Annotated in this window: 24 protein-coding genes; 8 read left to right on the top strand and 16 right to left on the bottom strand. The window is 73.4% G+C overall.

The genetic code is table 11. The annotated features are described in order from the left end of the window. Position 1: 1 nt before the first annotated feature. From AC5WRT_RS27130 to acsA, 3 genes are all read right to left on the bottom strand, one after another. Positions 2-1,081 (bottom strand): alpha-ketoacid dehydrogenase subunit beta, encoded by a 1,080-nt coding sequence (locus AC5WRT_RS27130; protein WP_496093668.1) that lies wholly within the window; start codon positions 1,079-1,081, stop codon positions 2-4. Further along, positions 1,078-2,016 (bottom strand): pyruvate dehydrogenase (acetyl-transferring) E1 component subunit alpha, encoded by a 939-nt coding sequence (gene pdhA / locus AC5WRT_RS27125; protein WP_496093786.1) that lies wholly within the window; start codon positions 2,014-2,016, stop codon positions 1,078-1,080. The genes AC5WRT_RS27130 and pdhA overlap by 4 nt, the downstream gene beginning before the upstream one ends. Before the next feature lie 83 nt (positions 2,017-2,099). After that, positions 2,100-3,932 carry an acetate--CoA ligase gene (acsA, locus tag AC5WRT_RS27120; protein WP_496100684.1) on the bottom strand — a complete coding sequence of 611 codons (1,833 nt, stop codon included), beginning with the start codon at positions 3,930-3,932 and terminating at the stop codon, positions 2,100-2,102. A gap of 353 nt (positions 3,933-4,285) precedes the next feature. Here acsA and AC5WRT_RS27115 point away from each other — a divergent pair, with 353 nt between their 5' ends. The 7 genes from AC5WRT_RS27115 (at position 4,286) to AC5WRT_RS27085 (ending at position 11,000) form a co-directional block, all read left to right on the top strand. Then, positions 4,286-5,470, top strand: coding sequence for a 4Fe-4S dicluster domain-containing protein (locus AC5WRT_RS27115; RefSeq protein ID WP_496093670.1), 1,185 nt, complete (start codon positions 4,286-4,288; stop codon positions 5,468-5,470). Then, positions 5,467-6,285 (top strand): FAD/NAD(P)-binding protein, encoded by an 819-nt coding sequence (locus tag AC5WRT_RS27110; RefSeq protein ID WP_496100683.1) that lies wholly within the window; start codon positions 5,467-5,469, stop codon positions 6,283-6,285. Before AC5WRT_RS27115 ends, AC5WRT_RS27110 begins: the two co-directional genes overlap by 4 nt. Before the next feature lie 169 nt (positions 6,286-6,454). Next, a complete protein-coding gene (locus tag AC5WRT_RS27105) occupies positions 6,455-7,300 on the top strand; it encodes an NADH-quinone oxidoreductase subunit B family protein (protein WP_496100694.1) in 846 nt (281 codons plus the stop codon). Between the two features lie 39 nt (positions 7,301-7,339). After that, positions 7,340-8,686 carry a Ni/Fe hydrogenase subunit alpha gene (locus tag AC5WRT_RS27100; protein WP_496093673.1) on the top strand — a complete coding sequence of 449 codons (1,347 nt, stop codon included), beginning with the start codon at positions 7,340-7,342 and terminating at the stop codon, positions 8,684-8,686. After that, the gene (locus AC5WRT_RS27095; protein WP_496093674.1) at positions 8,683-9,162 is read left to right on the top strand and encodes a hydrogenase maturation protease; all 480 of its coding nucleotides are present in this window, start codon (positions 8,683-8,685) and stop codon (positions 9,160-9,162) included. Before AC5WRT_RS27100 ends, AC5WRT_RS27095 begins: the two co-directional genes overlap by 4 nt. A gap of 118 nt (positions 9,163-9,280) precedes the next feature. Then, positions 9,281-10,156 carry a universal stress protein gene (locus tag AC5WRT_RS27090; RefSeq protein WP_496100682.1) on the top strand — a complete coding sequence of 292 codons (876 nt, stop codon included), beginning with the start codon at positions 9,281-9,283 and terminating at the stop codon, positions 10,154-10,156. Between the two features lie 400 nt (positions 10,157-10,556). After that, entirely contained in the window at positions 10,557-11,000 is a 444-nt protein-coding gene (locus tag AC5WRT_RS27085; RefSeq protein ID WP_496093676.1) for a universal stress protein, read from the top strand. Between the two features lie 183 nt (positions 11,001-11,183). Here the strand turns inward: AC5WRT_RS27085 and AC5WRT_RS27080 are convergent, their stop codons facing one another. The 13 genes from AC5WRT_RS27080 to AC5WRT_RS27020 form a co-directional block, all read right to left on the bottom strand. Beyond that, on the bottom strand, positions 11,184-11,630 hold the full coding sequence (locus AC5WRT_RS27080) for a CBS domain-containing protein (protein WP_496093677.1): 447 nt from the start codon (positions 11,628-11,630) through the stop codon (positions 11,184-11,186). A 51-nt stretch (positions 11,631-11,681) separates the two neighbouring features. Continuing rightward, positions 11,682-12,671, bottom strand: coding sequence for an Acg family FMN-binding oxidoreductase (locus AC5WRT_RS27075; RefSeq protein WP_496093678.1), 990 nt, complete (start codon positions 12,669-12,671; stop codon positions 11,682-11,684). Between the two features lie 16 nt (positions 12,672-12,687). Beyond that, the gene (locus AC5WRT_RS27070; protein ID WP_496093679.1) at positions 12,688-13,578 is read right to left on the bottom strand and encodes a universal stress protein; all 891 of its coding nucleotides are present in this window, start codon (positions 13,576-13,578) and stop codon (positions 12,688-12,690) included. A gap of 222 nt (positions 13,579-13,800) precedes the next feature. Further along, positions 13,801-15,177 (bottom strand): nicotinate phosphoribosyltransferase, encoded by a 1,377-nt coding sequence (locus AC5WRT_RS27065; RefSeq protein ID WP_496100681.1) that lies wholly within the window; start codon positions 15,175-15,177, stop codon positions 13,801-13,803. A gap of 167 nt (positions 15,178-15,344) precedes the next feature. Then, complete coding sequence (locus tag AC5WRT_RS27060) at positions 15,345-15,965, bottom strand: V-type ATP synthase subunit D (RefSeq protein WP_496093681.1); 621 nt, start codon at positions 15,963-15,965, stop codon at positions 15,345-15,347. After that, positions 15,962-17,353 carry a V-type ATP synthase subunit B gene (locus AC5WRT_RS27055; protein WP_496100680.1) on the bottom strand — a complete coding sequence of 464 codons (1,392 nt, stop codon included), beginning with the start codon at positions 17,351-17,353 and terminating at the stop codon, positions 15,962-15,964. The genes AC5WRT_RS27060 and AC5WRT_RS27055 overlap by 4 nt, the downstream gene beginning before the upstream one ends. Beyond that, positions 17,350-19,059 carry a V-type ATP synthase subunit A gene (locus tag AC5WRT_RS27050; protein ID WP_496093683.1) on the bottom strand — a complete coding sequence of 570 codons (1,710 nt, stop codon included), beginning with the start codon at positions 19,057-19,059 and terminating at the stop codon, positions 17,350-17,352. Before AC5WRT_RS27050 ends, AC5WRT_RS27055 begins: the two co-directional genes overlap by 4 nt. Positions 19,060-19,166: 107 nt before the next feature. Next, the gene (locus tag AC5WRT_RS27045; protein ID WP_496100679.1) at positions 19,167-19,676 is read right to left on the bottom strand and encodes a hypothetical protein; all 510 of its coding nucleotides are present in this window, start codon (positions 19,674-19,676) and stop codon (positions 19,167-19,169) included. After that, positions 19,673-19,900 carry a hypothetical protein gene (locus AC5WRT_RS27040; protein WP_496100678.1) on the bottom strand — a complete coding sequence of 76 codons (228 nt, stop codon included), beginning with the start codon at positions 19,898-19,900 and terminating at the stop codon, positions 19,673-19,675. Before AC5WRT_RS27040 ends, AC5WRT_RS27045 begins: the two co-directional genes overlap by 4 nt. A gap of 2 nt (positions 19,901-19,902) precedes the next feature. Further along, positions 19,903-20,316 (bottom strand): ATP synthase subunit C, encoded by a 414-nt coding sequence (locus AC5WRT_RS27035; protein ID WP_496093686.1) that lies wholly within the window; start codon positions 20,314-20,316, stop codon positions 19,903-19,905. A 10-nt stretch (positions 20,317-20,326) separates the two neighbouring features. Continuing rightward, positions 20,327-21,742 (bottom strand): V-type ATPase 116kDa subunit family protein, encoded by a 1,416-nt coding sequence (locus AC5WRT_RS27030; protein WP_496100677.1) that lies wholly within the window; start codon positions 21,740-21,742, stop codon positions 20,327-20,329. Continuing rightward, entirely contained in the window at positions 21,729-22,643 is a 915-nt protein-coding gene (locus tag AC5WRT_RS27025; RefSeq protein ID WP_496093688.1) for a hypothetical protein, read from the bottom strand. The genes AC5WRT_RS27030 and AC5WRT_RS27025 overlap by 14 nt, the downstream gene beginning before the upstream one ends. Continuing rightward, positions 22,640-23,077 carry a hypothetical protein gene (locus AC5WRT_RS27020; protein WP_496093689.1) on the bottom strand — a complete coding sequence of 146 codons (438 nt, stop codon included), beginning with the start codon at positions 23,075-23,077 and terminating at the stop codon, positions 22,640-22,642. Before AC5WRT_RS27020 ends, AC5WRT_RS27025 begins: the two co-directional genes overlap by 4 nt. A gap of 166 nt (positions 23,078-23,243) precedes the next feature. On the opposite strand from AC5WRT_RS27020, the gene AC5WRT_RS27015 reads away from it, so the two are divergent. Next, positions 23,244-24,110, top strand: a complete 867-nt coding sequence (locus AC5WRT_RS27015) for a CBS domain-containing protein (protein ID WP_496093690.1) — start codon at positions 23,244-23,246, stop codon at positions 24,108-24,110. Positions 24,111-24,152 lie beyond the last annotated feature (42 nt).

Below are 24,152 nucleotides of genomic sequence, written 5' to 3'. Positions count from 1 at the left end.
CTCAGCCGGACCTCCCGGTGACTGACTCTTGTGCCGCGTCGTCCGCCGTGCTCGGCACCGGCTCGCCGACGGCACGGTGCGCGGCTGCGACGATTCCGCCGACCTGGGGCAGGGCGGCTGCCTCCAGTCCGCGTGCGTACGGTACGGGCACCTCGGCGCTGCACACCCGCTCGACGGGGGCGTCGAGGTCGTAGAAGTGCTGCTCGGTGAGGCGCGCGGAGATCTCCGCGGCGAGGCTGCCGGTGCGCCAGGCCTCGTCGACCACGACGGCACGGTGGGTGCGCGCCACCGAGTCGCCGATGACCGTGTCGTCCAGCGGGCGCAGGGTGCGCAGGTCGACGACCTCCGCGCTGACGCCGGTGCCGGCCAGTTCGTCGGCGGCGGCCAGGGCCTTGGGCAGGGACCCGCCGTACGTGATCAGGGAGACGTCCGTGCCGGGGCGGCGCACGGCGGCGTGGTCGATGTCGACCGGTCCCGCGTCCGCGGGCAGGTCGCCCGAGACGTTGTACAGGCTGCCGTGCTCGAAGATCAGCACCGGGTCGGGATCGGCGAGCGCGGGGGCGAGCATGTACCGGGCGTCGGTGAGGGTCGCCGGGGCCAGGACCCGCAGGCCGGGGATGTGCGCGTACCAGCCCTCCAGGCTGTGGGAGTGCTGGGCCGCGAGCTGCCGTCCCGCCCCCGTGGTCATCCTGATCACGATCGGTACGGGAAGCTGGCCGCCCGACATGTGCAGCAGGGTCGCCGCGTTGTTCAGGATCTGGTCCAGGGCCAGCAGGCTGAAGTTGACCGTCATGATCTCGACGATCGGCCGCATGCCCGCCAGGGCCGCACCGATGCCGGCGCCGACGAACGCCGACTCGGACAGCGGGGCGTCGCGGACCCGCTCGGGCCCGAACTCCTCCAGGAGGCCGAGGCTGACGCCGAAGCACCCGCCGTACCGGCCCACGTCCTCACCCATCAGGAAAACGCGCTCGTCGGTGCGCAGCGCCTCGCGCAGCGCCTCGCGCAGCGCCTCCCGGTAGGTCGTCTTCCGGCCGGAGGGGACGGCGGCTTCGGTGGTGGAGGTGCGGGGCGCGGTCATGGCGGGCTCGCCTCCACCGGGCTGGTCACGTACTTCAGCAGATCCTCGACGGGTTCCGCCGGAGCCTGTTCGGCCGCCTCCACGGCCGCGTCGATCTCGGCGGCCAGACGGTCCTCCAGGGCGGTGCGGGACCTGTCGGTCAGTTCCTTCGCGTCCCGCAGCCGCCGGGCGAGTCCCTCCACCGGGTCGCGTTCCTTCCAGTGCTCGATCTCGGCCTTGTCGCGGTAACGGTCGGAGTCGTACATGGAGTGGGCGCGGAAGCGGTAGGTGCGCATCTCCAGGAAGTGCGGACCGGTTCCTGCGCGCACCCCTTCTGCCGCTCGCCGGGCCGCGTCCTCGACGGCGAGGACGTCCATGCCGTCGACGGCCCAGGAGACCATGCCGTACCCGGCGGCGCGCAGTGCGAGGTCGGTGTGGGCCTGGTGCCGGGCCAGGGCCGTGCCCATCGCGTACAGGTTGTTCTCGCAGACCAGCAGCAGGGGCAGTTGCCAGAGCGCGGCGAGGTTGGCCGTTTCGTGGAACTCGCCCTCGGCGAAGGCCCCATCACCGAAGAAGCAGCAGGTGACGCGGTTTCGGCCGGTCATGCGGTCGGCGAGGGCGAGGCCGGCTGCGAGCGGGAGCCCGCCGGCCACGATCGCGTTGCCGCCGTAGAAGCGCCGGCCGGCGTCGAAGAGGTGCATCGAGCCGCCACGGCCCCGGCTGCACCCGGTGACCCTGCCGAACATCTCGGCCATGATCGCCTCGGCCGGAATCCCGCGGGCGAGAGCGTGCCCGTGCTCGCGGTACGTGGACACGACCGCGTCGTCGTCCGTGAGCGCCTCGTTGACGCCGACGGCCACGGCCTCCTCGCCGATGTAGAGGTGCATGAAACCCCGGATGCGCGCCGCGCTGTACAACTCCACGCAGCGTTCCTCGAACCGGCGGACCCGCAGCATCGACTCCAGCAGGGCCAGCCGGTGCGCGGCCCCGTGGTTCGGCCGGCCGGCGGGCCGCTGCGTGTGCGGGGTTCGGGTGGGGGTCATGCGGGCTGCCCCGTCCTGACCGTTGAGGATGCCTCCAGGGTGGAGTCCTCGAGAGTGGAGATGTCGCCCTCGGGCAGGCCGAGTTCACGCGCCCGCAGCAGGCGGCGCATGACCTTGCCGCTGCGGGTGTGCGGCAGATGCTGGTCGAAGGCGATCTCGCGGGGCGCGACGGCCGGACCCAGCCGGCGCCGGGCGAAGGCGAGCAGTTCCTGCCGCATCGTGGTGGTGGCCTCGAAGCCCGGCCGCAGGGAGACGAACGCCTTGACGATGTTCCCGGCCACGGGATCGGGCCGGCCGATGACCCCGGACTCGGCGACCGCCGGATGCTCCATCAGGGCGCTCTCGACCTCGAACGGCCCGATGAGATGTCCCGCCGACTTGATGACGTCGTCGGCACGCCCGACGAACCAGTAGTAACCGTCCGCATCGCGCCGTACCAGGTCGCCGGTGAGGTACCAGCCGTCCGCGAAGGCCGCCGCACTGCGCGGTTCGTCGTGCAGATAGCCGCGGAACATGGACGGCCAGCCGGGCCGCAGCGCCAGCTCACCCTCCACGCCGGGCTCCCTCAGCACGGTGACGCGTCCGCCGACGAACTCGGCCCGGCCGTCCTCGCCGCGCCGCAGCACCGCCGCCTCCACCCCGGGCAGCGGGCGGCCCATGGAGCCGGGACGGATGTCGCAGGCGGCGAAGTTGGCGATCATGATGGCGCCGGTCTCGGTCTGCCACCAGTTGTCGTGCACGGGCAGGCCGAGCACGTCGCGTCCCCACACCACGGCCTCCGGGTTGAGCGGCTCGCCGACGGACGCGATGAACCGCAGCGCGCTCAGGTCGAAGGAGCGGGGCAGGTCGTACGGCCCGTGCCTCGGCGTGGTGACCATCAGCATGCGCAGGGCCGTCGGTGCCGTGTACCAGACGCTGACCCGCTGCTGGGCGAGGATCCGGTACCAGCGGCGGGCGTCGTAGTCGCCCTCGTCCACCACGACCGTCACGCCGTGCATGAGGGGCGCGATGATGCCGTAGGACATCCCGGTCACCCATCCCGGATCCGCGGTGCACCAGAACACGTCGTCCCGGTGGAGGTCGAGGGCGTACAACGCGGTCATGTAGTGCGCAACGGCCGCGTCGTGCACGTGCACGGCACCCTTGGGGATGCCTGTCGTGCCGCTCGTGAAGTGCAGCAGTGCCATGTCGTGCGGCGAGGTCGGCGGGATCGTGAAGGTGTCGGCCGCGTCGGCCATCAGGGCGGCGAGGGACAGGGTGCCGGGCAGGTCGTCCGCTCCGTCGCCGACGATCAGTACGTGGCGCAGCGCGGCGAGGCTGCCGCGTCGCCCGGCGACCTTCCTGCGGTACAGGTCCGCCGTGGTGACCAGCACCTGTGCGTCGCTCAGTGTGATCCGCTGGAAGACCGGATCCGGTCCGAAGGCGGAGAACAGCGGGCACAGGACACTGGTGTTCTTCAATGTGCCGAGGACCACGGTGTACAGCTCGGGGCAGCGCCCCAGCAGCGTCACCACCCGGTCGCCGTGACCGATGCCGAGCCCGCGGAGCACGTTGGCGAAACGCGCCGTCGACCGGGCCAGCTCCCCGTAGGTCACGGAGGTGACACGGTCGTCCCGGCCGACACAGCGCAGCGCCACCGCTGCCGCACTGCCGGATGACGCGTGCCGGTCCACGGCCTCGTGCGCGATGTTCAGTCCCCGTCCGCCGGGCAGTCCCTGCAGCCTCCTGCGCGCCGCCCGCCACGAGAAGCTCGCGCACTCCTTGTCGTAGTCGCGCAGATGGGGGGTGGTGCGGGGCGGGATGTCCTTCCGGATGGTCTCCCATGGCATACCGGCCCCTCCTTCCTTCGGGCCTGCTCCGACCATCCGCCCGGACCACCCGCACCCGCACTGGGTCGAACGGCCCCTGTGCGTGGCCGGACGGCACATGTCCTGCGCCCCGGGCGTCTCGCCGCCGAGCGCGGCCGGCTTCGGCGTGCGACGGATGCCGACGTGGGCGAGCTCCGACAGCCGTCCGTAGACGGCAGGCTCCGGCGCACCGGAGGTCGGGCAGGGCCGATGGGCCCCGCAGCCGTGCCCGCATGGCTCTGTCGGCGCTGCGCCGCACCGGGGATGCTGCGATCGTGGGTCTGAGGGGACGGTGGGGTGCCGTGTGCCGTCCGCTGTGCTGAAGGAGGTCGGTCATGAGCGCCGACGCCGATGTGAACGCCTCCCGGCCCCCCGCGCCCGACGGCCTCGTCATGGGCAAGGACGGCATGGCCACGCTTGTGGAAGTCCTGGTCCGGCGCGGGTTCACCGTGATCGGGCCCACCGCTCGGGACGGGGCCATCGTGCTTGCGGAACTGCGGTCGGCCGACGAGTTGCCGTACGGATGGGGGGTGGAGCTGGAAGCCGGGCGGTACCGGCTGCGGCAGCGGTCGGACGGCGCCGCCTTCGCGAACGCGGCGGGACCCCAGTCGTGGAAATCCTTCCTGCATCCGCCGCGGGTGAAGGAGTGGAGCGCCGACAGGGTGGAGGGGGAGCTGGTTCTCACGGCAGAACCGGTCGCACCGCCTCGATACGCATTTCTGGGCGTACGCCCGTGCGACCTTCGGGCCGTCGCTGTCCAGGACCGGGTACTGACCGGTGGCGCGTACCGCGATCCGGGCTACGAGGGGCGTCGCTCCGGCGCCCTGCTGATCGTGGTCGAGTGCACGGAGCCGGGAGCCACCTGCTTCTGCGTCTCCATGGGCACCGGACCCGCTGCCGGTCCCGGCTACGACCTGGTGATGACGGAAGTGGTCGATGGGGACGGGCACCGCTTCTGGATCCGCGGCGGCAGTCAGGAAGGCGCGGAGATCCTGGCCGAACTGCCCACCCGTCCGGCCGATCCGGAAACCCAACAGGCGGCTCGCGCAGGTGTCACGGCCGCGGCGAGCCGCATGGGACGGACCATGCCCGAGGCGGATCTGCGGGAGCTGATGGCCGGGACGCTGGACGCACCCCGCTGGGACGACGTCGCCGGGCGGTGTCTGACCTGCGGCAACTGCACCATGGTGTGTCCGACCTGCTTCTGCACCACCACCGAGGACGTCACCGATCTGACCGGCGACCACGCCGAGCGCTGGCGGCTGTGGGACTCCTGCTTCGACCTGGACTTCTCCCAGCTGCACGGCGGCCCGGTCCGCGCCTCCGTGCGCAGCCGCTACCGGCAGTGGATGACCCACAAACTCGGCACCTGGTACGACCAGTTCGGCTCGTCCGGCTGCGTGGGATGCGGACGCTGCATCGTGTGGTGCCCGGTCGGCATCGACATCACCGAGGAGGCGGCGGCCCTGTACGACTGGACACGGTCCGGGGAGCCCGCATCGGCGCCGGAGCCGCCATGAGCACCGTGACGCCCCCGCTGCCGTACCGGGTCGCCGACACCCGGGCCGAGACCGCCGACACCCGGTCGATCGAGCTGGTGCCGGCCGGAGAGGAACTCCCGCCCTTCTCGCCGGGGCAGTTCGCGATGATCTATGCGTTCGGCGTCGGTGAGGTGCCCATCTCGGCCAGCGCCCTGCGCGGTCGTCACGGGGGTCTCGTGCACACCGTACGTGCGGTGGGCGCGGTCTCGACCGCCCTGTACCGGCTGCGCCCGGGCGACACCGTCGGGCTCAGCGGGCCGTACGGCACCGGCTGGGACCTCGAAGCGGCAGCCGGTCACGATGTCCTGGTGGTCGCCGGCGGCATCGGGCTGGCTCCGCTGCGGCCGGTCGTCCACGAGGTCCTCGGCGGGCCCGCCGTGTACGGTCGCCTCGTGGTCCTGGTGGGCGCGCGTACTCCTGCCGATCTGGTCTTCCGGGACGAGATCGCCACATGGCGCGGCCCGGCCCGGGTGGAGGTGATCGTCGACCGGCCCGGCCCGGCCTGGCGGGGCGCGGTGGGTGTGGTCACCACACTCCTCGACCGTCTCGACCTGCGTCCCGAACGGACCTGCGCGCTGGTGTGCGGGCCCGAGGTGATGATGCGACACACCGCACGCGACCTCGTGGCCCGTGGACTCGACCCGCACCGCGTCCAGGTGTCCTTGGAACGGAACACGCAGTGCGCCACCGGCCACTGCGGCCACTGCCAGCTCGGCCCGCTCCTGCTGTGCCGCGACGGCCCGGTCGTCGGCTATGACCGTGTGGCACAGCTGCTCCTCGTAAGGGAGTTGTGACATGTCCACCGACCCCGGACCGGCCACCGAGCCTGGACCAGCTATCGGCCCGGGACCGGCCACCGAGCCTGGACCGGCCATCGAGCCCGGACCGGCCATCGGCCCGGGACCGGCCATCGAGCCCGGACCGGCCATCGGCCCGGGACCGGCCATCGAGCCTGGACCGGCTATCGGCCCGGGACCGGCCATCGAGCCCGGACCGGCCACCGAGCCGCGGCCGACGCTCGCCGTGTGGAAGTTCGCCTCCTGCGACGGCTGTCAGCTGACGCTGCTCGACTGCGAGGACGAACTCCTCGGTCTCACCGAGCACGTACGGATCGACCACTTCCTGGAGATGACCCCGGCCGAAGGCGCCGGTCATGAGCGCGCCCGGCTGGAGGGCAGGGGCCCGTACGACCTGTCCCTGGTCGAAGGGTCGATCACCACCGCCGCGGACGCCGAGCGGATCCAGCAGGTCCGCCGTATCTCCCGCTGCCTGGTGACCATCGGGGCCTGCGCCACCGCGGGCGGCATCCAGGCACTGCGCAACTTCGCCGACGTCGACGACTTCCTCGCCGCGGTCTACGCCCGGCCGGAGTACATCGCCACGCTGGAGACCTCGACGCCCATTTCGGCCCATGTCCCGGTCGACTTCGAACTGCGCGGCTGCCCCATCGACCGCCGCCAGCTCCTCGAAGTCATCAGCGCCCACCTGGCCGGACGCAAACCCCGTATCCCGAGCCACAGCGTCTGTTTCGAGTGCAAGCGGCGCGGCACCACGTGCATCACGGTGGCCCACGGCACCCCCTGCCTGGGTCCCGTCACGCACGCCGGATGCGGTGCCATCTGCCCCGCCTACGGGCGCGGGTGCTACGGCTGCTTCGGACCGTCGAGCAAGCCCGCCCTGCGCTCCATGATCGCGCAACTGCGTCGCGACGGGATGAGCGAGCAGGACATCCAGCGTGTCTTCCGCACCTTCAACGCCGCGTCGCCGGAGTATGCCCCCGTACCCGACCTCGCGGCCGAGGAGCAGTAGCGGCCTCCGGCCTGCCAGGACCCGTCCGGAAAGGCTCGCATGAACCATCGCGGAACCCGCGTCCTGCGACTGGACGCGCTGGCCAGGGTGGAAGGTGAGGCCTCCCTCCACCTGCGCGTCGACGGGGACACGGTCGCCGAGACGCGTCTGCGCATCTATGAACCTCCGCGCTTCTTCGAAGCCTTCCTGGCCGGCCGGGGCCACACCGAACCCCCCGACATCACCGCCCGCATCTGTGGCATCTGCCCGGTCGCGTACCAGATGAGCGCCTGCCAGGCGATCGAGAACGCCTGCGGCGTCACGGTGGACGGCCCCCTCGCGGACCTGCGCCGCCTGCTGTACTGCGGCGAGTGGATCGAGAGCCACACCCTGCACATCCACCTGCTGCACGCTCCCGACTTCCTCGGGCGTGCGGACGTAGTGGAACTCGCCCGCGACCAGCGAGCCGCCGTCGAGCGCGGCCTGCGCATCAAGCAGACCGGCAACGCGATCCTCGACCAGCTCGGCGGCCGTCCGATCCACCCGATCAACGTCCGCATCGGCGGCTTCTACCGGACGCCGGCAGCGGACGAACTGCGTCCGCTGGCGGAGCGGCTCCGACGGGCCCGGGAGGATGCGCTGGAGACGGTCCGCTGGGTGGCGGCGTTCGAGTTCCCCGACGCCGTCTGCGACCACGACCTGTTCGCCCTGCGCGACCCCGGCCGCTATGCCATCGACGCCGGAACACCGGCTGTCATGGCCGCTCACGGACAAGCCTCACCGCTGCGCGAGTTCCCTGTGGCCCACCTCGAACAGCACGTCCGGGAAGGACAGGTACCCCACTCCACCGCCCTGGCGGCCACTCTCGACGGACGCCGGTACCTGACCGGCCCCCTGGCCCGCTACGCCCTCAGCGGCCGGTGGCTGCACCCCACGGCCGCCGAGGCGGCGCGGGCCGCCGGGCTGGGCGACCCGCTGACCGGCGCGGTCTGCGACAACCCCTTCCGGAGCATCGTCGTACGGGCCGTCGAGGTGGTGCACGCCGTCGAGGAGGCCCTGCGGATCATCGACGGATACGAACGGCCACCCCGGCCGGCCGTCGAGGTACCGCCTTGCCGGAGCGTCGGCGCCGGTGCCACCGAAGCGCCCCGTGGGCTGCTGTACCACCGTTACGCCCTCACCGAGGACGGCACTCTCACCGAGGCCCGCATCGTCCCCCCGACGGCCCAGAACCAGACGGCCATCGAGGAGGACGTGCGCAGGGCGGTCCAGGCACGCCTGGACCGGGCCGGGCCTGCCGCGGACGAGGAGGAACTCACCCGCCTGTGCGAACAGGCCATCCGCAATCACGATCCCTGCATCTCCTGCGCCGCCCACTTCCTCGACGTGACGGTGGAGCGCACATGAGCGGCCGGGTCGTGGTGATCGGTGTGGGCAATCCGCTGCGCGGTGACGACGGGATCGGCCCGGCGGCCGTGGAGGCCCTGCGGGGCCGTGTCCCCGACGGCACCGTGCTGACGGTCAGCGACGGTGAACCCGCGCGCATGCTCGACCTGTGGTGCGGCGCGGACACGGTCGTCGTGGTGGAGGCCCTGCGGGCACGGTCGCCGCGGCCGGGGGAACTGCACACGCTCACGGCGGCGGACGCGGCCTCCCGCACAGCGGGTACGGCGAGTACGCATGCCCTCGGCCTCGGGGCGTGCCTCGCCCTTGCGGAGGTCCTCGGTCGGCTGCCGCCGAGGCTCGTGGTGCACGGCGTGGAGGTGGCCGACGTGGAACTGGGCGCGCCGCTGAGCGAGCCGGTGCGGTCGGCGCTCCCCGAGTTGCTCGACCGGGTCGCCGCATCCGTTCGCCAGGCGCAGGGACGGGGCCACGAGCAGTAGGGGGCCGATGGTCCTGCGGCGCGGGCCGAAGCGCCCTCGCTGCCGCGGCCGCTGGAGTGCGACGGTGAGGTCGCCCCTGTGCTGCACGGCAGGCGGCCCGGGAAAGGCGGTGTGGACGATGACTCTCCCTCTGGTGGTGGGCGTCGACGGATCGGCCTCGTGCCTGTCGGCGATCGACTGGGCCGTGGACGAAGCCGCCCGGCACGGTCTTCCGCTCAGGCTGGTGCATGCCTCCCTCTGGGAGCGCTATGAGGCCGGGCTCCCTCCGGTGAGCCAGCGGCGGTCCTCCGAGAAGGTACTGGCCGAGCACATCGTGGCCTCGGCGGCCGACCGCGCCGAACGCCGCAACCCGGACGTGAGGATCGGAACCGACATCGTTCCGCACGATCCGGTGGACGCGCTCGTGCGCGCGGGTGACGCGGCCTTCGCGCTGGTGACGGGCTCGCGTGGCCGAGGTGAGCTGAAGGGACTGCTTCTCGGGTCGGTCGGCCTGGCCGTGTGCGCCCGGGCGCCCTGCCCGGTGGTCGTGGTCCGGGGCGACCGGGCGGGCCTGGCGGGCACGCACGAGCGGATCCTGCTGGGCCTCGGGGAAGCCGGCATGAGCAGCGAGGCCGTGCGGTTCGCCTTCCGGGAGGCCGAGATGCGTGGTTGTGTCCTGGACGTGGTGCGTGCCTGGCGCAGACCTGCCTATGACAGGAGCGGGAACCGGATACCGGCCGAGGGGCCGAAGGACATGTACCAGGAGCGCGCCGCCTCGGTCGTCGACGCTCTGCTCAAGACCGTGACCAGAGACTATCCGCACGTCCGGACGCGCCCGGCGACGCCCGAGGGAGCGGCCGGCAAGGTCCTCGTGCACCGGTCGGCCGCCGCGGACCTCGTGATCGTCGGCGCACGCCGCCGTACGAGTCACCTCGGATTCCAGCTCGGCGGCGTGAGCCATGCACTCGTGCACCGCGCCGCGTGTCCGGTCGCGGTCGTGCCCGAGAGACGGTGAGGGCCTGCCGGCGCGGCGCGGTCCGGGCCACGCGCGCATCCGCCCTGATCCGGCTGTTCTCGCCTCGCCGTCAGGCGCCGTCAGGCAGCAGCATCCGAACGCCGTCCGCGCTGTGGGCACGCACGCGGACCGAGTCGACCGCGGCGGCCGCGCTCGGGCGCCGGGCCTTCCCGGCCGACGGCGACGGGACCGGATTCCGTCGCGATCCGGCGGCGTGGCCCCCGTCGGCGGGGCAGTGGGGCCGGGTGACGGGCCACGGGCGCCGAGGATCGCGTCGCCCTTTCGTCCGTTCATGCCGCCGGATGCGCATCTCTGGCGGTGCGGTCACCTGTCCCGCAGCGTGGAGAGCAGGGGTGGACCGGGCCGGTTGGGCACAGCCACCGAAGGAGAGGTGGGACGCATGGCAGAGGACGCCTCCGAGCGCCGGGTGGTGGTCGGTGTCGACGGGTCGCAGTCCTCCTACGAGGCCCTGCGGTGGGCCGTGCGCTACGCCGGCCTCGTCGGCGGCACGGTGGACGCCATCGCGGTGTGGGAGCTGCCGGGCCTGTACGGCTGGTCGGCGCCCGCCGTGGACCTGGACGTCGACGAGGACGAGACCCGTCGCAAGATGGGCCAGGAACTGACCGACGTACTCGGCGCGGACGCCGTCGGCTCGGTGCGGACCCATGTGGTGCGCGGCAACCCCGCCGACGTTCTGCTGCGCGCCTCCGAACGAGCCGGGGTCCTCGTCGTCGGCAGCCGGGGCAGGGGCGGCTTCGCGCGCGCCCTGCTCGGCTCCGTCAGCCAGCACGTGTCGCAGCATGCGAGCTGCCCGGTCGTGATCGTGCGCTGCCCGGGGAAGTGAGCCGAGGCCCGGACTTCCCAAGGGCCCGGCTCATCGGAAGGCCGGGTGGATCTCCCGCTCGCCCGCCTGGGGCGAGGACGCCGCCGGGCCCGCCCGCCCGGCCGAGGACACCGCCGGGTGCCGGACGTCCCCGTCGGTGGACCGCCCTCGGGAAGCGTGGCGCCGCCTGACACGACCCGGCGCTCATGCTCCGGTGTCCGAGGGCGGCCCCGGCGGCTCGCGCAGGACGCTCCAGGAGAGCGGCCCCAGCAGGTCGGCGAGCCGCCGGAAGACGTCGAGGAACAGGTCGTCGACCGTCAGCACGCCCACCACCCGGCCCGCGTCCAGGACCGGAAGACGACGGACCCCGGTGCGGCGGAACGTCCGGTAGGCCACATGGATGTCGTCGACGGCCTGGACCGTGACGACATCCGGCGACATGACCGCTTCCACCCGGGCCCCCGCGCCCAGGGCGCCGCCGATGCCGCGTACGGCGAGGTCGCGGTCGGTGACGATGCCGCGCAGTGCCCCGTCCTCCACCACGAGGACGGACCCGACGGCGTTCTCGGCCATCCGCCGGGTCACGTCGATCAGAGGGACGTGGGGCGCCACGCACACCGGGGGAGCCGTCATCACCTCGGAGACCTTCATACGGGCTCTCCTCGTCGTCCGATGCCGTTCGCGCTGCCGGAAGGCCGCGCGTCAGACCACGTCGAGCAGATCGTCCACCGGGCGTCGCGGGCTCGCGGGGCCCTCGGGGCCGTAGCCGAGCCGGATCACCATCTGGACGTGCGCCATGGCCGAGACGGGGTCGCGGACGGCCCACCGGGTCTCCGCCCACTCGAGCGGCTGGGACGTGACCGAGGCGACCAGCCCGTCCGCAGTGGCCCGGAGCAGGACCCGCTCCAGTGCCTGACCGGCACGCAGCCAGTCCCCGGGCTCGTCGCGGGAGGTGCCCAGCAGGGCGATGGCCGGGTCCTTCTCGAAGGGCGCCCAGCCGCGCCCGGGCATCGGACGCCCGACGGCGAAGTCACGCACGGGGGCCGAAGTACCACGTTGCCGGGGCCCGAACGCCTCGCCGGAGATGCCGTCGGCCGCCCCGGCGGCCCCGGACGGCTCCGTACGCGCCCACTGCGCCGTCTCCGCGCGCAGTCCCGCGTCGCCTGCCTCCCTGCCCTCGGCGTCCCGCACCAGTTCCAGGATCGACTGGACGTGCCAGGCCCCCGGGAACACCAGTTGTGCGCCCTCGGCGCGGGCGGCCTCGCCCAACTCCTCCCGCACGGAGACGGGGACTGCTTCGTCACGGAAGGGAACGCGGCTGGAGTGACGGCGACGGATCGCAGGGCCCAGCAGGGCGAGCGCGTCGTCGGGTGGTCCGGTGCCGCACAGCTGTACTTCGGCGAGGAGCTCCGGACAGGCAGGGTCGGGCAGCAATCGGACGGCCGGCGCCAGCCCCGCCGCCGCGGCGGCCGCTCGGAGGTTGAGCAGCGCGGCGCCGCACCCCAGGTGAAGGCCACGATTCTCGGGGTCCGTCCGCGGCAGGGAGCGCTCCATGTCCGCGTAAAGTCGCAGCACGCCGGCGTCGCGCAGATGGCGGAAAGCCCAGGGCTGCGCGTTGTGCAGCGAGGGCGCCGCGCCGGCGTCCGCGACCAGCGATCTGACGGTGTCCAGGTCCACAGGTCCTGCAGTCACGATGGCTCCCTGGTGTTCATCCTGCGGCGTGTTCGTGTGTCGGCACGGCGATCACAGGGCAGGCGGCATGGTGCAGCACACCTTGGCTGACCGAGCCGAGCAGCATGCCGGTGAAGCCGCCACGCCCCCGCGTGCCCACCACCAGACCCAGAGCATGCGCCGAGGCCTCGGCGAGCACCTGGACGGGATGCCCGACGAGCACTTCGTGGCGCAGGTCCACCTCGGGGTACCGGGCGTGGCGGCCCGCCACGATCTCCGAGAGCAGCCGACGGCACTCCTGCTGCGGCTCGTACTCGTCGAAGAGCCTGAAGGGCCCCGGCTCCCAGACGAGCAGGGCTCGCAGCTCGGCGCCGCGCAGGGCCGCCTCCTCGAACGCCACATCGACCGCGGCACCCGAGTCTTCACTGCCGTCGACACCGACGACGTAGTAGGCGGGTTCCCGGGTCATGTGTTCCGGTTCGGGGACGACCACCAGGGGACAGTGCGTGTGGGCCATGACCGGCAGGGCGACCGACGCGGAGCCGAACAGCTCCTGTGCGCGGCTCAGATGCCGGGATCCCAGCACGACGGCGGTGGCGTCGCGACTCTGCTCGCGCAGCACCCACACCGGGTCGCCCTCCGCGAGCAGCGCGTCCACCTCGACCTGCGGCTGCCGGGCCGCGACGAAGTCCGTCGCCTCCTCCAGCACCCGCTTCCCGGCTGTGTGCAGAGCCTCGTTCCATTCCTCCCACGACGGCGGGACGTCCTGCCCGCGGTAGCCCCTGGTGGGCATGCCCTCCACGTGGACGGCGCGCAACGGCAGCCGACGGCGGGCAGCCTCGTCGGCCGCCCAGGCCAGTGCCGTCCGATGGACGGGATCGGGATCGACGCCCACCACGACCGGTCGAGGGTCACCGGGCCGGGACATGATCGCCTCCGGTCTTCGAGGCGCCGGTCGCCTCGGGCCCTGTGCGGGATACGACCCGGTCGCCCTTCCGCGACGGTGCGGGAGCGGACATCACCCTCGCCTCCTCCCAGCGGTGGCGCCGGGGAGCGCCGCCTGTTCCATGGAAGGCTCCGGCACCGCCGGCCTGCCAGGGGCCGTTGGTCCCTACGGCGGGCCTGCCGACCCTTCGCCGCGCCGGACCGGTCATCGAGGGTGGGCAGAGCGCGCCGGGGGAGACCCCACCGGGCGGTGCCGCGGGCGCATCCGGGCTTCTAGGTCGGCGCGAACGGAGGCGGTCAGCCGTTCAAGAGCCTCGGACCGGAGCGGCAGGACGGGTTCCGGGTTCTCGATCCGGCGTGCCGATGCGGGCAGAACGGCGATGTCCTCGCGGAATCGCCTGCGGGCGTCCTGCCAGCGGTCCGGCGCCCCGGTACGACGCCCGCCCCGCATGACCGTGCGCAGCAGCGGCTGTGCCGATTCCGGAGGTTCCTCCTCCGCCAGGGCGATCAGGTCCGGCCGCCCGGGCCGGCGGAAGACCTGCTTGCGGCCCGGGGCGGTGATCTTCGCCGAGGACAGCTTCATCACGGCACGGCCGTCGTACTCGACGAGCTTGTACGCGGCGTCCAGGTACGGAGCGTCCGCAGCCACGCCCACCCGCGTGCCCACCGCGTACACGTCGATCGGGGCACCGGCCCCCACCAGCCGGTCCACGCCGTACTCGTCCAGCCCGCCACTGGCGACGATCCGCACATCGGTCAGTCCGGCGGCGTCGAGCAGCGCGCGCGCCCGCCGTGAGAGGGCGTCGAGGTCACCGCTGTCCAGGCGGATCGCGCAGCCGGGCCCGCGCCGCAGATCGGCCAGGACCCGGGCGGCGACACGCACGCCCTCCTGCGTGTCGTAGGTGTCGACGAGGAAGGTGACGGGCCCGGGGTGGGTGCGCGCGAAGGCCCGGAACGCCTCCTCCTCGCCCGGAAAGGCCTCGATGTACGAATGGGCCATGGTGCCCGAGGCGGGGATGCCCAGGGACGTGGCGGCGGCGACGTTGCTGGTGCCGGCGAAGCCCACCATGGCGCCCAGCCGGGCGGCCTGCAGCCCCGCCCACGGGCCGTGCGTGCGGCGCAGTGAGAAGTCCACCACCGATCTGCCGGCGGCGGCCAGGACACAGCGGGCCGCCTTGGACGCCACCACGGTCTGGTGGCAGAGCTGGTTCAGCAGGTAGGTCTCGACGAGTTGCGCCTGCGGGAGCGGGGCGGTCACCTCCAGCAAGGGCTCTCCTGCGAAGACCGCATGACCCTCGGGGACCGCGCGCACCTCGCCCTCGAAGGAGAGTCCGAGGAGCGGTTCGAGGTCCCGGACAGGGCGGTGCACGGCTTTGGCGAACTCTTCGACGTCCTCCCGTTCCACGCGGTAGTGGGCCAGGAAGTCCAGGGCGGGCTCCAGACCCGCGGCGACCAGGAAGCCCCTGCCGGGCGGGAGGTCGCGGACGAAGAGGCTGAAGCTGGCCGGGGCCCACATGTCCTCCTGGAGGTAGGACATGGCCATGGTCACTTCGTAGAGGTCGATGGTGGTGACGTCGGACATGGTGATCGCCGCCGGGTGTCGTGTTCCCTTCGCTCCAGTCTCATCGCGAGCTCGCGGGACGAAAGGGACCTCAGGGCCCCCTGCAGGGGCTGTTCGGCCCCAGCGCGCAGGGACCGGGCGCGGTGACACCGGCGCACCGCCCGCCGTCGGCGTGCTGCGCGCCGGTGTCACGGGGCCGTTCGGGTGGCGGCCCAGCGCCGTCGTACCGCTTCCTCGTGTTCGGTTTCCTCCAACGCCAGCTCGACGGCGGCCAGTTCGTTCTGCAGACGGGGAATCCAGTGCCGCCGCAGGGCGCGGACGCGCTGCCGTGTACGGCCGGCTTCTGCGGCCAACAGTTCGGCGGCCGTCCGCTGAGCGGCGAGTTCGGCCGCGGCGCGGACAGCGGCGAGACAGGCCGTCTCGCCGTGTGCGAGTGCGGTGTTGGGCGGTGTCGGCTCCGCCGGGGACCGGACGGGTCCCGTCCAGTCCACCGCTGCCGGGTGGCGTACGCCCATGAGCGTGGCCCAGCGGACGTCGACCCGTGCCCGGTCCGCGGGCGCAGCGTCGGCCAGCGCGCGTTCGCCGCCGAGCAGCACCCCGCGCAGCAGCCAGGTCTGCGCGTCGGCGAGCGTCTCCCGCCACACCCGTTCCGCCTCCTCGGCCGCCCGTCGTGCCGTGTGCTCCCGGTCCAGCAGCAGTCGGAGTTTGCGTTCCAGCAGGTCCGCCCCGCGCAGCGCCGTGGCGAGACTGCGCCGCAGCCGCAGGCGCCCGGCCCGTCCCGCCGGAACGCGACGTCCCCGCGGACTCATCGTGGCTCCTCCTGCGGCGGACGGCGGGCGTCGAGCAGGTCGGCCGGCAGCATGCCGAGCTGGCTGCGCGGCAGGGTGAGCAGCACCTCCCAGGCCCGCTCCAGGGAGTCGTCCAACGACCGGTCCTCGTCGGTGCCCTGCGCGAGGAACCGGCACCGGAAGGCCTCCTGCAGCTCCAGACACCGCAGATCGGCAGGGCCGAGCGCCGACCGGCCGATCAGGTCGGCGAGTTCCGCCAGCTGCCGGGACCGGGCCAGTGCGGCGATCAGCTGTGCGGCGACGGCCGGATGGTCCGCACGAGTACGTCCCTCTCCGGTTCCCTTGCGCATCAGACGCGAGAGGGAGGCCAGCGGATCCACCGGCGGATACGTGCCGACGGCATGGACGTCGGCGGACAGCACGATCTGGCCTTCCGTGATGTAGCCGGTGAGGTCGGGGACGGGATGGGTGATGTCGCCCGCCGGCATGGTGAGCACCGGCAGGATGGTCACCGAACCCGGTCGGCCCCTGATCCGGCCGCAGCGCTCGTAGAGGGAGGCGAGGTCGCTGTAGAGATAGCCGGGGTAGGCCCGCCGGGCCGGTATCTCGCCGCGCGCGGCGGACACCTCGCGCAGCGCCTCCGAGTAGGCGGTCATGTCGGTCATCACCACCAGGACGTGGCGGCCCTCCGTGAACGCCAGGTGTTCGGCGACGGTCAGGGCGAGCCGCGGGGTGAGCAGCCGTTCGATCACCGGATCGTCGGCGGTGTTGACGAACAGGACCAGTTCCCGTGCCGCGGAACGCGCGGCGAGCCCGTCACGGACGAACGTCGTGTCGGCGTGGGTGAGCCCCATGCCGGCGAAGACGACGGCGAACGGCTCACCGGCACACGTCGCCTGGGCCGCGATCTGCACCGCCAGTTCCAGGTGCGGCAGCCCGGCGGCCGAGAACACCGGGAGCTTCTGGCCGCGTACCAGCGTGGTCAGCACGTCCACGGCGCCCACACCGGTGAGCACGGGTTCATCGGGCGGTTCCCGGCGTACGGGGTTGATCGGCGCGCCGCCGACCGCCGCGTACGACGCGCCGAGCACCGGCGGACCGCCGTCGGCCGGTTCGCCCCGCCCGTTGCAGACCCGGCCCAGCCACCCGGCGCCCACCGGGATCCGCAGCGGCGTCCCCGAGAAGGCGACCCGGGTGCCGGTGCGGTTCATGCCGGCCGTGTCCTGAAGCACCTGCACCACCGCGAGGTCGCGGTCCACCTCCAGGACCAGCCCGTGCCGTCGTTCACCGGAGTCGAGGACGATCGTGGCGAACTCGTCCCAGCCCACCCCGCTCACGCCTTCGACGACCACGAGCGGACCGCGCAGTTCTCGTACGCCCGTGTACTCGATGCCCGGCAGACCGCTCATGCCGTCTCCTCCAGCCGGGCCAGCACGGTGTCGCGGGCAGCCGTCACCGGAGCGGTCTGAGCGGGGCCCGCCGTCTCACGCGCTCGCAACAGCGGGGTGAAGTCGACCGCCTCGACGTCATCCGCGGGGGTACCGGAGTCCACCAGCTCCACACAGCGGTCGAGCACGGTCAGCACGGCCTCCACCAGGGCCGTGGTCTTCTCGGGCGTGCTGTAGGCATCCGCCGGGGACAGCGCGTTCTGCTGGATCACGGCCTCGCGCAGCAGCCGTCCGGCGAGCACGCTGATCCGCTCCCGGGGCGGCAGGGCAGTGATGCCGACCAGTTCGACGAGGTCGGCCAGGCGGTCCGCCTCCGCCAGCTGCCGTGCCACGCGGCCCCGCCGCTCGGCCCAGGCGGGGTCCCCGGCCCGCGCGTGTGCGGTGGCGAGCATGGCGGCGTCCCGGGAGAAGGACTCCGACCAGGACACGGCCGGATAGTGCCGGGCGTAGGCGAGATCGCGGTCCAGGCTCCACAGGCACCGCACGAACCGCTCGGTGTGCGCGGTGACGGGCTCGGTGAGGTCGCCACCCGGCGGGGACACGGCACCGATCACCGTGACCGACCCGGTTCCGCCGCCCAGGGTGCGTACGGCCGCCGCCCGCTCGTAGAACGCGGCCAGTTGGGACGCGAGTCCCGCCGGGTAGCCCTCCTCGGCCGGGAGTTCGCCCATGCGGGAGGCCAACTCCCGCAGAGCCTCGGCCCACCGGGAGGTCGAGTCCGCGATCAGGACGACATCGAGGCCCATGTCGCGGAAGTACTCCGCGACCGTCGCGCCGGTGTGCACACTCGCCTCGCGGGCCATCATCGGCATGTTGGAGGTGTTTGCGATCGTCACCGTCCGCTCCGCCAGACGGCCCCCGGTGCGCGGATCGGTCAGCTCCGCCAGCTCCTCGATGACGTCCGCCATCTCGTTGCCGCGCTCGCCGCAGCCGACATACACGATCACGTCCGCGTCGCACCACTTGGCGATCTGCTGGAGCAGCATGGTCTTGCCGGTTCCGAAGCCGCCGGGGACAGCGACCGTGCTGCCGTGTGCCACAGGGAAGAGCAGGTCGACGGCCCGCTGCCCGGTGTTCAGAGGCGCGTCCGCCGGCAGTCGCCGCGCCACCGGTCGCGGCCTGCGCACCGGCCACGACTGAGCCGCGCGCACCTCCTGCCCGTCCACCACGGCGAGCACGGCCCGAGACGAGTACCTGCCCGCCGGCGCTATCCACGTGACCTCGCCCGACAGGGCCGGGGGCACCAGAAGGCGCAACGGGACACGCGCGCCGATCTCCCCGAGGACGTCACCAGGGCCGACCGGCGTCCCCTGGGGCGCCCGGGGCGTGAACGACCGAGCAGGCGCGTCCGGTTCACCGGTCACCGGCCCGCCTGGCGTGAGAAGGCCCCCGGCCGTGACGAGGTCTCCGGCGGCGGCCAGAGGCCGCAGCAGACCGTCGAACACACCACCGAGAAGATCCGGGGCCAACCGCACCGACAGCGGTCGTCCCTGGGGCTCGGCGGGGTGCCCGGGTGCCAGCCCGCCGGTGTACTCGTAGGCCTGGACATCGGCGGTGTCACCGTGAATGGCGACGACCTCGCCCGGAAGCCGGGCGGTGCCCAGGACGACGAGGTCGTGCATGGCGACCGTGGGAGGGCACGTGATCTCCACGAGGGGGCCGGCCACGCGGAGAACACGGGGGCGCTCCGCCGAGCCGGTTTCCGGAGCATCGCTCGCCGCCTGTGGCCCCGGGCCCGTGCCAGTGGGGTCCGGAGACGAGCCGTCGGGAGCGGTCACACCGGCCCCCACAGCGTTTCCGCCTGGACCCCCAACCGGTCCAGGGCGCGGTCCGCGAGGGTGTCCGCCGACCAGTCCAGCCGGCGCCCAGGCAGCTCGGCCGTCACCCCGCCCCCCGCGGCGGCCGTGACCCGCGCCTTCGGCCCCAGCGCCACGCGCGCCCCCTCCACCAGGCGCGAGGGTGGAGCCGTGGCGTCCGTCAGCGCCCGCCGCACGCCTGCGCGGACCTCCGCCCTGAGCGCTTCGTAGGCTTCGGCGCGGGCCGTCAGTTCCACGGCCCAGGCGTCCTGCGCCGCCCGCACCCGTTCCCGGTCCGCAGCGGCGGCACCATCGGCCTCGCCGAGTTCCCGGGCTCGCGCGAGCACCGCCCCGGCCTCGGCGCGAGCCGCGCACAGGGTCTCGGCCGCGTCGGCTCGCGCACGATCCCGCGTGGCGTCGGCCCAGGCCCGGGCCGTGCGCAGCAACTCCGCGCGGACGGGGGCCAACGCGTCCACGGGCGCGGTCATGAAGGCATCACCACCGTCAGCGGCCGGGCCGGGCTCGGCGCCGTCGCCGCGCTGCCCAGCACCTCGGCGGCATCGGCCGTGAGAATGACCAGGCCGACCGTGTCCGGCAGACCCAGCCAGACCCGGCGGATGGTGTCCGGATCCTCGGCGACGAGGACGTCGACCCCGGCCAGGGCCAGCCCGCACACGTCGACGCGGGCGCCGATGGCGGCCACGCTACCCATCGTCACGCCTTTCCGATCAGCAGGATCGCGACCACCAGCCCGTACACGGCGATGCCCTCCGCCAGGCCGACGATCACCATCGCCCGGCCGAACATCTCCGGACGTTCGCTCAGCGCGGCCAGCGCCGCGGCACCCGTGTAGGCGACGGCTATCGCGGCTCCGATCGACGCGCCGGCCACCGCGATGGCCGCGCCGATCAGAGCGGACCCGTTGACTCCGCCGGACGTGGTCGCCTGGGCCGAGGCCCGTGCGGGGTCCGCCAGTGCCGTGGCGAGGACGACCAGGGCGCCGCCCAGCAGAGCGAGGTTCGTGGCCAGGAGCCAGCGGAAGGCGTGCCGGGTCCGGCGTCTTCGCAGCAGCCGGACGGCGCCGAGCACCGCGACCAGAACCGGCAGGACGATCAGCCAGGTGAGCATGGGACCACCTTCACAGCGGGGTCGGCAGGTTCCGCGGGGGAACGTGCCAGGGACGGAACGGGCGGCCCTCGGCCCCGAAGAGGCGGGAGAAGAGCTCGTAGTACTCGAGCCGCAACGCCTGCACACCGGCCACCAGGGCCTCCAGCCCGAAGGAGAGCGCCGTGCCCACGACGAACAGCAGGGCCGCGCCCGCGACACCGGCGGCACCCCGCCCAGCCAGCGCCGCCGTACCGCGCCACACCAGGCCGGCGAGTGCGGCGTGGGTGAGGCCGAACGCCGCGAGCCGGGCGAACGAAAGGGTGTTGGTGCCGGTTCGCACGACGACGTCGAACATCCGCACCGCCGTCTCGGCGAGTCCCGCACCGCCGCCCGGCGTGGCCCGGAACAGGCCGAACGCCACCAGCGCCAGCCCCGCGACGGCCAGTGCGGCCCCGGTGACCGGCGCGGCCGGCAGGCGCAGGAGCAGGCCCGCGGCCGCCAGCGCAAGCCCCAGATAGAACAGCAGCCCGGCACAGCCGGAGGCCGAGTACAGCCCTGCGCCCCAGCCACCCTCACGCACGCGGTTCACCGCTCCGGCGGCATGGGCAGCGGCCAGCAGACAGGCACCGAAGACCACCGCGGCGGCCAGCAGACGGGCGGGATCGTCAAGCGGGTTCAGCCACAGCACCGGCAGCAGCCCGGTCGGTCCGAAGAACTCACCGTAGGCGGCCCCCGCGAGCATGGCGGCGACACCCGCGCCCGCCAGGAAGGCCCACAGCCGACTGAACCGCGCCACAGAGCGGGGACGTCGGAGGCGCAGCGCGAGCGCGCCGAGCACCAGCAGCGCTCCGTGCCCCACGTCACCGAACATGATCCCGAACATCGCCACATAGGCGAGGCCCGCCGGCCAGGAGGGATCGAGGTCCGCGTAGGCCGGTGTGCCATAGGTCGTCACGAGAGCGGTGAAGGAGGCGGTCCGGCCCGACCGCAGCAGTGTCGGGGGATCGGACCCGGGCGGGGAGGGCAGGGGCAGCAGCCCGCCGCCGGCCGCGGCCAGTCGCCGCGCCACATGGGGTACCTCGGCTGCCGGGCACCACCCGGCAAGCGCGGCCACCTCCCCACGCCGTACGGCGCCTTGCGCACGCTCCTCCAACTGGGCCTCGCCCGCCAACAGGGCGACCATCTCCCGCTGTTCGAGCAGGTCCAGATCGGGTGCCGCGGCGGCCAGCACGGCGCAGGCCGCGTTTTCCGGCTCGGCCGCCGTTCCACGTCCCCGCACCCTCTGCAGCCGCACCGCCGCCGCTCCGGGAGCGGCCTCCTCCACCCGGTCCAGCTCCACGCAGCCCTGCTCGGCGATCCGCACCAACGCGTCGCGCAGCCCCGCCTGCGGTACGACCACCGCCACGCGCCGCATGCGGACCGGTGTCATCGCCTCAGACCAGGGCATCGAACACCTCCCCGGGCCGTCCGCCGCGCGCCGCCGACTCCAGCGCCGCCCGCACCCGCCAGGCGTCCACCGACAGCAGCGCGACCGCACCGACGACCGCCCCCGGCCCGTACCGGCCCTCGCGCAGCATCGCCACGCCGTCGGCCTGCAGCGTCCGCCACCAGCGGGACTCGGCCCGCCACAGTTCCCCGGGCTCCTCGACGCCCGCCAGGACCCAACGGGCCGCAGCGGGCAGGCACTCCCCGAACTCCTGGTACGAGGCGGCGGCCGGCGCCCGCGCCCCGAGCAGCCGTGCCGCGTCACGTCGCGCGGGCTCCGGCAGCGAGCGTCGATGCACGAAACGTTCACGCGCTGTCAGCAGGACCGCGCGTCCTTGGGCCCAGCGGCGCGCGGACGGCACGGCGACGGCCGTGCGCCGAGCGGCGGCCATCCGCATGCCCGTGACGACGGCCCACGGGGTGTCGTCGCCCGGGTCACCCCAGGGCGAGGCGGTGAGCGCAGCGCGCAACTCGCCGAGCGTCCCGGCACGCGCCAGGCTCCGCCAGGCCGTCTCCAGCGCCCCGAGCCGGTACGGCTCCGGTGCCTGAGCGGGGCGCAGCAGGGCGACGACGTTGGCGATCTCGAATCCGGCGGCGAGCGGAACCAGCAGGCGGGCACCACCGGGCGGCAGCCAGCCGGCCAGCACCCGCACGTGCCACAGGAGGGTCGCGGCCACCGCCCGCTGTGCTTCGGGCAGACCCGCCGCCGCGCCCGCACGGCGGGCGTACGGCGTCGCGGCCAGGCGCTGCCGGGCGTCGTCGAGCGTCGGGCCCCGTGCGATCTCCCGTGCCCCCTCGACGCCCGGACACGTACTCACGAGGGCGCGCGCCCGCACCGCTGCGGCGACCCAACCGGCGCTCATGACTCTTCCCGCACCCTGCCCGTCAGTCGCAGTGCGTCTGCCACCGCGAGATCCACCAGAGGCGGTATGCGCTCCGCGGCCCGCTCGCGGATCGCCGAGGCCGTGCGGTCTCCTGCGGCACGTATCGCGTCCGCCTCCTGCCGGACCCCTCGCAGGAGGGGTTCCGCGGTTCGCCGACGCACCTGCGGCGCCTCATCCCGTGCGGCCGCCAGGAGACGTTGCGCTTCGCGTGCGGCGTCCTGCCGCATCGCTTCGGCCTCTTCCTCCGCGGCGGCCCGGATCCGCGCCGCCTGCTCCTGGACGTCCGTCACCAGCTCCAGTGCGGGCGCCAGTTCCGCCGCGCGCTCCGCCGCTCGATCTGCGGGCACGCCGATCGCGGACGCACCCGGCGTCCCGGCCGGACGGAACCGCTCCAGGAAGTCCCGCAGGCTCATCGGCGGCCTCCTGCCGGTCGGCTGCTTCTTCAGTTTCAGCGTTCTTGGCCGGCCTCGCACGGGATAGGGCCGTCACGCCGTTCGAACAGGGCCGTTCGGCTCTTGGCACGGGCCGGTGGAGCGAAAGACTGAAACACCAGCAACCCGAGGGAGTCCGGAGGCCGTCGTGAACACGCACGAGAACTTCTCCGCGGACGCACAGGCCCGGCGGGATGCGCCGTCCCGCCCCTGGAGCCCCGGCGAGGAGTTGCGGCAGGACATGCTGCTGCGCTATCTGGGCGCGGTGGCCGCCGCCGCGGCCGAGCATGCCGGTGTCGAGCAGCGGACCGCGTCGGCCCCGGCGGGCAGAGCCACTGCTCCACCGGCCCCCCCGTGGCCGGCCCGGCCCGAAACGGCGCCGCCCGTGGTACGGGAGGTGATGGACGTGCCCGCTGCCTCGGTGCGCGACGACCTTCCGTATCGCGACATCGCCCGTCTGCTGACGGGGGAGCGGGTGGGGGCGCTCCCGGTCGTGGATGCCGAGGACCACGTGGTCGGCGTCGTCTCGGAGTCGGATCTGCTGGCGAAAGTCGCCTTCGAGGCATTCGGTCACCGTCCCGGCCGGATCGGCCGGCTGCGCGATCGCCGCATGTACGGCAAGACACGGGGAGAGACGGCCGCCGATCTGATGACCAGCCCCGCGATCACCGTGCTGCCCGGTGCGACCGTTGCCGAGGCCGGCTGGCTTGCTGCCCTGTCCCGGCTGAAGCGGATGCCGGTGACCGATCGTGAGGGCCGTCTGGTGGGTGTGGTGCGGCGTGACGCGCTGCTTCAGGCGCTCATCAGGGACGACGCCGGCATCCGGACGGAGGTCGAGGCCCGGATCGGGGCTTGTTGCCCGCCCGGTGCCCGGGACGCCGTGGAGGTCGCCGTGCACGACGGCATCGTGGAGCTGAGCGGACAGATTCCGTCGGCCACGGTGGCCCGGCTGGTGGCGGAGGTCGAGCAGATCCCCGATGTGGTCGCGGTGAAGAACCTGATCACCGGCGCCTGAGAAGTACGGACGTGCCGGCTCCGGCATTCTGTGCACTTCTCG

Source organism: Streptomyces sp. NTD91 (genome assembly GCF_059510455.1).
The sequence above is the reverse complement of the archived record's forward strand: the minus strand, read 5'-3'. Positions and strand labels throughout refer to the sequence as shown.